Annotated in this window: 1 protein-coding gene; it reads right to left on the bottom strand. The window is 42.2% G+C overall.

The genetic code is table 11. The annotated features are described in order from the left end of the window. Nucleotides 1-331: 331 nt before the first annotated feature. Nucleotides 332-11,134, bottom strand: coding sequence for a SpvB/TcaC N-terminal domain-containing protein (locus L1D50_RS16905; RefSeq protein WP_239966456.1), 10,803 nt, complete (start codon nt 11,132-11,134; stop codon nt 332-334). Nucleotides 11,135-11,506 lie beyond the last annotated feature (372 nt).

Here is an 11,506-nt window from a genome sequence, read left to right as displayed (position 1 = left end):
ATTCTGCATAACTCCAAAAAGTCCTTTACGTTGGCTATAGGAGCACTATAACCACTAGAAACAAAACAAGCTTCCAGCTATTAACTATCGTATAAAGAACAACCTAACTGGGATGTAATACAATAATACTAGACCTAGTAAATAATCATATAAAGTACCTTTTGAAGGCACATCAAAAAATAATAACCACGTTGATATGCTCCCCAAAACCAATGTTACAAACCTTACTAATGCAATCAAATTAATATCAGCTAGCTTTTTTAGTTTGACACATATCGTAAGAAACAGGTCCAAAATAAAAATAACAGGGACAAGCCATATTAATATGTCGTTAGTTAGCATTATTTCTCATCCCATACTGAATAACTAAACCATCATTAATAGCCAACGAGGCTCCCGATACTGTTCGATAATTTCTCACATAATCTCCTCTAAAGTGGATACGATCCCGTCCCAAAGAATTAGTTAAATTTTTTGAATGATGAATGGTGTTTGTGCCTGAAGCTCGTAGTCCAAATTGTCCTATTTTTCGCCCTAAAGCTGCCCAACCGGCGCTAGCTATGTCAACACCAAAATATGCGTAATCACCATATTGTTCACCCAATGCATACCTCCATCCTTCTTGAGCATAATTACTTTCTGTTAAACCAACACCTTGAGCAGTATTAAAAAGGCCATGCGCTAAAATTAAAGCACCTGGTATAAAAGTTATTGGGTTACTCATTAAACTAGCACCTAATAATGCCTGCCCAGAGCCCCCTATAGTTTGAAGCACATTCATACCATATTTTTGCACATAACCCAGAGCAGATCTCATCCCAGACATATGATTTTTAGCATTTGGTGGCGCAGGTAGTGTAGGTATATTGGGAAATAGTCCTTTACTACTATTGTTTCCTGACGAAGGGGCTGTACTTCTATTATTTGTGATTGTACTGGGAGAACCAATATCACTAATAGCGCTTCCTATTTTACCTTGGCTCTTCTGAGTATTCTCATTACCATTTGATGGCATAGAACTTTTGGAAGAGTTAGCAATTGGTGCATTTGGATTATCACTATTGCCTTTTCTTCCAATATCACCACCTGCGGCATTAGGGCTAGAAGATGATTCCCCTTTATTTTTGCCTCCAGTAATTACAATCTCCAATGGCTTCGGCTCGCTTTGACAACCACCTGAATCTTCAGGCCTGCAGCTAGAATAACCTGTTGGATCTACCCCCGCCAATGGGTTATTCATTATGTAAGAGTAAGGGTTAATACTCTGGCTATTTGTTGGGCTTTGGATAACGGGGTCAACCGACATAAACCGACCAAGGTTATAATCGTACACCCGACCGTTCATATGAATTAATGCTAACTCGTCTAAGTGTTCGTGATCGGTAAATCCTCTCGATGAAAACAGCTCTAAATCTAGCACATTGCCACTGAGTTTCGCTGGGCTAATGACTTGACCATCTCCTCCTCTCGGCTTACCAAATACATCAAAGTTACGATAGGCCATCACATTACCCACTTCGTCACTCAGTGTGGTTGTGCTGCCTAATCTGTCTTTGTGCGTAAAGCGTAATTGATAGCGCTTTACGCTTGAGTCATAACTTAATATTGCTACATCGCTAATATAAGCTCGCCAAATCGTATTTCCTGAGGACGCTTCTTGTTCAAACAGCTTATCAAGATAGTACACCGTGCTTTCACTGCCATCCGCTTGCACTTTTTGTTGCTTTACTCGATGTCCTCCAGCTGCATAGTGGAACTGGCTCACCACAGAGCCTTGTGTGATTTTAACGGGTTTATTGTGAACGTTGTACCAAAGAGCCCGCCCTTCACCTGAAGTCAGATTGCCTTTGTTATCATAGCCAAAGTTCGCGACTTGACCATTGACTTTTAAAACGCTCGCGACTGCATTCGGTCTGTTATCAGCATATGTATACTTGCTTGCATAGTCAGACTTTTTCGTTAAGTTTCCAAGGCTGTCATACTCATATGCTACATTTGCAGTGAGGTTGTTCACCGTCATCGCCATGTTCTTAATACGATGAAGCGCATCATACTCATAGCGCTCGCTGTAGTCATGAATATGGTTAGTGTAGCCCTTTAAGTTACCAAAATCGTCATACGCATCGTAGCTGAGATGATGGATTACACCGCTATTCGAGCTCACTTTTGATAGCATCATTTGCCCAGAAGCGTTGGCATATCCATACTCACCAGTCATTTCCCCATTGGCTAATAACGCTGCGGTAATGTTATTGAAGGCATCTTTCGCTGTTATTTTTCGATAGGTATAGTCCGAACTTGGGTTATATTCTCGCGATACATAACCTTGGTCGTTATATTCATACCCTACGACAAAGTTGTTTGGATATTCCAACGCTTTTAGTCTGCCATTCAAACCATCATAGTGATTTTTATAGGTAAATGTATGGCTGTCTACTTCCGTTGTTTTAGTAATCACACGACCATAGCTATCATAACCAAAGCTTTCCTTTATACCTCCGTAGTTTGCCGTTTTCAGTAAACCTGGCTGAGCACTATCGAAAACAAACGAGGCGCTCACTGTGGCTTTGGTTACTGAAGCGTTTGCTCGTCCAGTGTCATGGCGCTGAGTAATACGACCAGCCAAATCGTAGTCATAACGCACAACATCTTTGTTTGCATCCTCTTCTTTTTCTATTTCCAAGAAGTCATTGTAGGTATATGTAGTTTTTCCTTGGTTTGGATCACTCACCCATTGCTTGCGGCCTACGGCATCATAGCTGGCATAGATGGTATTATTATTTGGATCTGCAATTGCAATTGGTAACCCTGCGCCATTATATGCATATTGAGTCATACCATTAATGGCGTCTTCCGTGCTTATCAGCCACCCAACACTATTGTAGCTACGAGACATATTGAGTTGCTCAGCGCTGATCGTGGTTGTTAGCCCCGAATATTCATAAGCTACATCTAAGCTTTGACCATTTGCTTGTGTCGTTGATTTACCCGCAGGTCGACCTAAGGCATCAAACCCTGAGTGTGTCACACTTAGTTTCACACTATCATTTGCCAAGTACGGGCCTATTTCTTCGGTAACATTCCCAACAGCATCAAAGGCCACATCTGAGAATATCCACTCACCAGCAAAGCCTTCTGTGGCTGTTCGTACCGTTCTGCCAAGTTTATCAACATAGGCTTGGCTACTCGGCTGCCCTGCCTGCGATGACACAATACGCATTACAGCATGAGCAGGGGCATCCGTATCTATCGTATAATATCTCGTATACCTTGGTTTCAAACCTGAACTAGTCGTTTCACTAACGCGCCCAAATGCATCATACTTCATCTCGATCACCACGCTGTTCGGGTCAATTGTTTTCGTGGCTTGACCTGTCATAGGGTTGTAGTGTGTTGTCGACACGAGGTCTGTAGTACCGTTTTCAATCGTCTCTTGATATGGAAAATACCCATCTGCAGCCGCACTGATACCATCATTAGTATAAGTTCGACGCATACTTCTTTCTACACTGGTAAGTTTATCCTCGATACCGCTCAAAGTATTTGCAGTCGTTGAGCTGGCGCTCACTAGACCATAACTATTGTACTCAAACTTTTTGGTTTGCAACGTTGCTTCAGAAGCTTTCACTTCTATCTGCTTGGGTAAACGGTGAGTATCATCCCACTGCGACACGGAGTGTGAGGTCTTTAAATCTACATTCGTTCCTTCTTTAGCTGCAATCATGCCACTTTCGGTCACTGCTTTCTTCGTTACTTCTTCAGAGCTGTATTTTGTTAACCACCAAGATTCCACATCAACATCAAAAACTCGCTTGGTGATTGTTTGGTACTTGCCAAATTCATCCTCTTTGGTTTCGGTTTGCTTCGTGACATTACCATACCCCGAAGCATCAAACTCTCGAACCACTGTGTGCTTACTTACTTGAGTCGTGTCAGTTAAGTCGTAAGTTGTTGATTCGGTTTTACCAACTTCAATCCGGACTGCGTTGCTCGCACTGATAAGCTGGCTAATCTCGCTCTGTACAGTGTGCTCAATCACCGCACTACACGCTGCATTATCGTCGAGATGTGCGGATACAAGCCAAGTACACTTTTGCTTCATAACTCCTGTTAGAGGCCATTTTTGATGGTAATCAGTTCGAGTAACCAAATCTAAATCGTTATCGGTAAAGTTATCTTGCTCTACAATAATGGATTTAAATCCTTGGAAACCACGACCTTGGTTGTTATACATGGCATCTTTATAACGATACTTAGTGGTGATTTGACCGCCAACACCGTTATCAGTCTTATGCTCAGCAACCACTAACATGCTAGAGGCAAAGTTAAAGTAGGCTTTATCGTCCTTTTCCGCACTATGAGTTGCCGTATAAAAAGGCTTGTTGTCTGTAGAGTAAACGTCACTAGATAGCGATTGATATACCCAACTCTGTTGATGTCCTAGTCCATTAGTAACAGACTCAATCAGATCCTGCGCTTTACCATCACCACTTCCTAAGTTGGTATTGATATAAGCCCCAAGCTGATAGCTTGAATTTTGCTTCGCTCCACTACGTCCTGCCGTTTCGCTATTCCATTCACACTGCCCAAACCTACAACCAAAGACTGTAACGATATCTGGTAAACCGTCACCAGTCGCATCGACTACCGCACGCTGAGTCGCAGACGCTTTAATACTTGTGCCTTTATACTCACCGGTAATCACTCCATTCTCACCAATGGAGAAAACCAGTGCACGGAATGTTCTTACAGAGTCATCCGTAAGACCACTATGTATCGGTGTGTACTTGCCATCTACCATACCACCGGTACTGCCTTTGCTATAGTTACCATAAAGGTCATCATCACATAGCCACTCATCCCCACTGGAGCTTCTGAGAGTAGAGCAACTTGAGGCTTGCACTGCACTTGCAACAAGTAAGTCTTGTATGCCATCCCCGTTATAATCCATCACCGTGATTTTTGACATAACAGGATAAGTCGATACTTCTGGCTCGTAAGGATTCGACGGTCTTGCATATAATTGACGGCGAACAGGAAGCTTAACAGCCAAGGCATGCCATGAGCCCTCAAAGCTTCCGCCTTTATTTAGCTTATATTGCCAAGATTCATCCTCTGTTAGATTTAACCAATCTAGTAGTCCATCCGCATTTAAATCATGAAATATATTGCCATTAACTGTTTCAGAGTGAGGCACGCTTGGTAATGAGACCGTTGTCGTTGTAAAGCTCGTTCCATTAGGCTCTACTAAAATCATTTCCTGCGGCGCAGGCATACCAGGCAATCTTGTACTATCAGGCCGTCTCGTGTCTGTAACCATAAAGTCGATTGTGCCATTGCCATCCATGTCTCCTAACATCTCGATATTAATTACATCATTGAATACCGTGCTGTTAATTCCCACGCTATTCCTATCATATGCGGGATATTCTTTAACTAAGACCCGTTGTGTATTCAAGTAAGGTGAATTCAAGTTACCGGTGTGAAGATACACCCACAACTTAGAAGGCTGCCCCGATAATCTCTGCTTAAATGCCAGATCAGGTAAAGCATCACCATTAAAGTCGCTAAACCCTAAAATACCATCGTGACCATATAAATCTTCCCAGATTATTCCCGTACGAGTCCAACTACTACTCGTACTGGCTTTAATTTCTAGTTGTTTGTTATAGCTTCTGAAGCTATCCGTCTTACCGTCAACATTAAAATCTACTTCTAAACATACGACCGAAAAAGCATTCGTCCCTCTGTAACATGCAGCCAACTCATCGTTATGATGGCTTGTGACTTCACCTTCAGCATTGATATATAAACCTGGCCAATCACGCACACCATCGCCATTGATATCTCCATGTGGCATGGCGTCATGTAACCACTTAACATCTGTCAGATAGCCACTTGGTTCACCAGTGAATGTGTCACTCACAGGGTTCAGTGAGAACGATGGCGCAGCATGTTGCCAATTAAAGGTCGTGGCCGGTAAACATTGTTCAGCATCACCGACATAGCCACATTCGGTCACTGTTTCGAGCAATTTTCTTTGTGATGCAGCTGATTCGATATAACCTAGCTTATATACACGTGCTTTTGTTGCGTTCACTCCCGTGCTTATACTTTTTAGGTTACGAGTGCTACGACGCTTGCCTCCCGCCAAATAAGACAGGCCTGTACGTGCTTTTGTTTGGTAGTCGAAAGATACAAAGCGAGTGCCTTGTGTCTCACCGAATCCGGTGTACTTGATTTCGTTTAGAAGATACTCTGAATTATCGCTATGCACATCCGTGTAGCTATATGTGATTGTATTCCCAGAACGGTCTTGCTCATTGCTTAGCGACCAGGTTAAGGTCGCCTCTACACCAGCCATTGAGTGACGGCTGTCTGCTGTTTTTCCAAAATATAGAACACGGCCACTTTTGAGCTCAACTTTAAAATACGTTTTTGTAGATGCTAAATCACCATTCAATTGAGTAATTCGGGCAAAGTCGTCTAACTCCGTTGCGTATACCGTATCAGCTTGACCATAAATTCCATCCGTAACGAGGCGTTTTCCATTGAAGCATAACTTATCATTACCATCCATACGGACAGCAACATTAACGCCATCCTGCGCAGTCGTCCTACCACAACGTGTTATTGCAGCAGCTGCAGAAAGTTGCCAACCGACACCAAGAAGCCCATCCCCTTGATTAGATGCGTAATTGAGCGAAATGTTTGGTTGCATTCCGTTACGCCCTGGCACTACCTTGATGGGAATACTATAACTAGCCTGACCACCATCAACGCTACCTGTTCCAGCTAAAGTTCCAACTTTATCGGAAACTCGGATTGGTAAGTCATCAAGCTGGATATCTTCCGGAACCGTTCCATCACCGGGTTGATTAGGTAGCTGAGGAGAGACTTCCACATCTGTAGAAACCAAATAACCACCACGTAAGCCATCTATTTCAAAAGCTAGGCGATATTGATAGATCCCCTCAGACAGGCCTGTCTCTGAGAAGCTTGTACCGTGCAAAGTTGCTCTATCTCTCCAGTTCTGCCCGCTTAAGCGTCTTTGCAAAACGCTAACGGCTCCAGATACATTAGCACTTGACCAAGACACTGTGTACTTCCCGGTGCTACTTTTTGTCGGTACATTTATAAACTCTGGGTTTCTAATAACCGTGGTCAAATTTGCAAAGGCCCAGTCCGTATATGCATCACCGATTTTGCTGCGAACTCGAAATTCGTAAACTCCTGTAGCCAAACCCTCAAATACCTTGGAAGTAGCCCCTCCTGATAGAGTAAGTTCACTATGCCAGCTCCCCCCTTTTGTACGGAATTGAACATAATGATTAGCTGCTATACTTGACTTGTCCCACTTTAACTTCACTACGCCATCAGTGCTCAATTGCGGAGTCGAGACACCTGCAGGCTTGGATATTACTGTAATCGACTGTACATCCGACCACTCACCTACATGCTCAGCAAATTTCGCTGCAACTTTGAACTTATGCACTCCTTGCGAAAGGTTGTACTTTGCAAAGGAGTTAGACTGGGTCATATTATTTATAAACAAATCCGAACGTGGTGATTTATGTGCAATCATAAACTGAGACGCATCAAAATCATTCCATAGCAGGTTCACATTTCCATTTTCAGATGTCGCAGTGTAATGCACCCAAGAAGGTGTTCGTATTAGGAGCTGCGCATTAGGATGATTAGTAAAGTTAGTATCACACTTAATATCAGGCTCACCACTTCCCCCCGTTAATTCGGTAATGACACATTTTTTATATCGGAATTGATAAAGGCCTGTGCGACTAGGTGCATGATAACTGCGCTTTCCACTGTACTTCTGCCAAGACTCACCATTATATTTGTATTCAACGCTACTATAAGTTACTTGTCGCGTATCGACTGGGAGGCGGGGGTTATAGTAATTTCCTTTATGAACGAGATAATTAATCCCTGTTAATAAATCGACTTCTCTATTGGCTGCTTGTCCAAGGCTATACTTTTCTGTTACATCAGCCATCGCCGTGCTTGCGCTCGGAAGCGAAGCTGAATTACAACTATATGCGTGCGCAGCGCCAATATCTGAGTGATACCGATTCGTTCTACTTCCATTAGAAAATAGCTCGCCCTGAGATGTAAAAACTTCAATATTAGCAACTGGGGCAACCGATGGTGATGACACGGTCAAGTCTCTATCTACATAGATTAGCGCTCCATCACTAAATCGGAGATCATGTGACAACACAGAGCCATCATCACTCTCTTCATTGCTTGAACCGGATTGAGAATCCGTATCCAAACTTGATGTCGAATTCAGCGATACAACCAATCTATTATTATGCATAGTTATTGCGTTGATATCCTCATCCCTACCGTTACTGGTTCCTTCAGCTAAGTAAGACTTTTCGGATAAATATAGTTCGCCAGTCCAATTTGCTGAAGAGCTATGAGGTGCAGGAGGTCTACTTGGGGTAACCTTTATAATGTCACCATCTTCATATTGTATAACATCACCATTGGGACTTTTTAACGCAACACCATCACTCCCGTAAGAGATATACATGTAGCGAATGCCACCCTGCCCATCTTCGACAATATGTAGACCATCTATATTATCTTCACTGGAGCTTAAACCGTCAGTAGCACTCCCCTCCCTCAAAATGCGACTTATTTTACCTGAGTAAGTACCACTTCTATGATACCTATAAACAGCCCCATTTTTCATCACAATACATGCACTACATTGATCGTAGTTAACCATCCCCATTCGATAATCTTGGCTCAACGAAAAAGCAACATCACCATTTTTAAAAACGTAAAGAGCATCTATATTCAGGCGTCTAGGAACCCGTGTAAGATTAGGTTCATCGGAGCCAGGTAAAACCTTAAGCAGGCCATCTACAAAAGAACTATAAATTTCTCTAAAGCCTCCAGCTCCTTTCCTAATCGCGAGGTGTAATTTTAGCGCTGTGTTTGAACTTCCTGATACGCTATGAAGTAGTGCCGTTCCTTTTCTGAACAGATATTCATCGCCTTTCCTCTCAATACGGAACTCATCATTCACACCATACTTTTGTTCAGCAATATCTGTTGGAACCGCTTTCCCATCTATATATATGTCCCATGTGCCATCGGTATAAAAACGAAAACCATAGCTAATCGACGCCCCTTTGTTCAAAGTATCAGCTGCATTTTCAAAACCAAAAACACTGTCAGAGGTTGCTTCACTAATCTTTACTCTAATAAAAGCGTCGTGGTTGGCAGACACAAAGGAGTCACTTTGAAAGCCATAATCCCACTCATTACTCTGACTCGTCCTGCTTATTTCTGGAACACTGCCTTTACGTAACTCCGAGATATCTGGCGCAAAGGATGCCCGGATATCACCCAGCTTCCCTCCTGGACTTTTTATTGCTGCATGCATTCTCAAACTAACTTTAGTATCACTCAAGCGGTAAACTTCTGTGAATTCTCCCTTGTTAGAAACCTTTTCTTGTTTGACAAGATATCTACTACCATCTCTTGTGATAACAAATTGATCTCCAACATCATAAGTCCCCGAAGGCATACGACGATTGGTATCTAAAGCGCTTTGTGCTACACCATCACTGAATATCTTCCAGTTTCCATCAATACTAAAAACTACGCCAAATTTCACAGCCGCATCTTGCCTAAATGCATCACTTGAAGCTATCAGACCCAGAACCGCATCACTTTTAGTTAATATTTTTGCACTAACTCCACCTGTCTTTGCCGCACTAGATAAAGTTTCTGTACTTTGGATAGCAAAATTCCAATCGTTTGAATGAGCAAGCGACTTATTTAGTATCCAAGCTTGGGCAGCATCATCATCGTAGGTTGGAAGAAAGCTTAAATCGACAGAAGAAGATGACTCACACACCTCTTCCCGTGAACTGGCACGCTTATTTGATATAACCCTCTTTGAGCGAAAGTTAGATGAACTATTCGGGGTTGAAAATTCATAATCGTAGCTAACTGCGTGATTAATTTCGTTAGGCCATGTTTTACTCACATTATCGGATAATGTAGCCCAGTCTTGATTATAATCATTATCATAGTTATGCCAGTTACTCTCTCTACTCATCGACCAAAGCACACCATCACGAGAAATAACACGAGTGTCTTCCACACTTTGATTAATCGCTTGAGAAATAGCTAAAACCGTCGCGCTTTGCTTTAATACAGGGCTTCGCGCTTCTCTGCTAAGTTCTAAATGGCAGAAAAAGCCCGTTTCGTGGGGTAAACCTGCGCGAATCTCTTGTCCATGAATATTTCTCGCTGCAGCCAAATACCGATAGCCATTTCCACTTTGAATTTTAGTTTGGTTATTGGCAAGACCAATCGTATTTATAACTTCATTCGTATGATTAAAAGGCGATTCTTTATAAAAAACTCCCGCACGACCCACATGTTTTTCAATAGTTCTATCAAGATTAATGCAATACGGATTAACTCTGCCAGCACCATTGGAAATTACAGCTTTCAACGGTCTAATTGTCGTTCGACTGTGGTTATTGCTGTTTGGATTAAAGTCATCTACGACTTCTATTGCATCATTGTCAGGAAATTTACTGGCTGTTGTGTTGCTAAAAGCATGTATTTGCAATGTTAAATATGGGCCTGAAGAGGCAAAACGGTGTACCACATTGTAAATACTATTCAAAAGATCGGGAGGGTCAGCTCTACCATCATTACCCAAGTCATGGACATGTGGATCTGTTCCTGCAGGTGCATTATTCCAAAAAGCGCGTCGGTACCCTCCTGAAATAAAATATGCATGGGCGGCTGAGTGGTGGAAAACTCGTGCACCAATCTCAGCTGTGAAAGTGTCATTTATTGGATGGACGATCTCAATGATAGCTCTCTTTTCCACATTTACTTTATAGAAAAAACTCCCCCACCCATGATCTTTTAATTCGAATATGGGCTGAAGCCCTATGATACCAGCCCCCCCATCTCCTGAATCACTTAAATGTACAAACTCATAATTTAGTGCTTTGGCAGCTTCGATTTGACGCGAAGTTGGGCATTGCGCTTGAGCAAGCACTGGAAGTAAAGACCTGAAAGTCTGTTGTTGAAGTGGAGTTGGGGCAATGATTGTAGTTTTATCATCAAACAACCTAATTCTTGGTAGTATTTCATGCTCTATATGGTCCGGAAGGTTGGTATTAATAACTGTCAAATTTGGACACTGGGACAAAGTGGTAGATTCGGCTTCAGCAGCGAAACACGTTATCAGTAGGAAAAGATATGAATTGATAAAAAATAGTAAGCTTTTCAAGTTAATACCGTATAGTTAGAGTTAAATATTCTCTGTGAACTAAGGTATATGTGGTAGCAAATTCAGTTCCTAAAAAATAGCTTTGGATAGCATTAATTATGTAGCGTGAATAAACCTCCTAACATTGCTTTTGAGTTACAGAGCCAAGCGCGTTGCCCCCAATTATTATACAGAAAGGTTAAACAATCAACGACCCCCTCCACCTAAAGA

This window comes from Pseudoalteromonas sp. Isolate6, assembly GCF_022398435.1.
Classification (GTDB): domain Bacteria; phylum Pseudomonadota; class Gammaproteobacteria; order Enterobacterales; family Alteromonadaceae; genus Pseudoalteromonas; species Pseudoalteromonas galatheae.
Note: the sequence above shows the minus strand (reverse complement) of the source record. Positions and strands in the feature narration are given on the sequence as shown.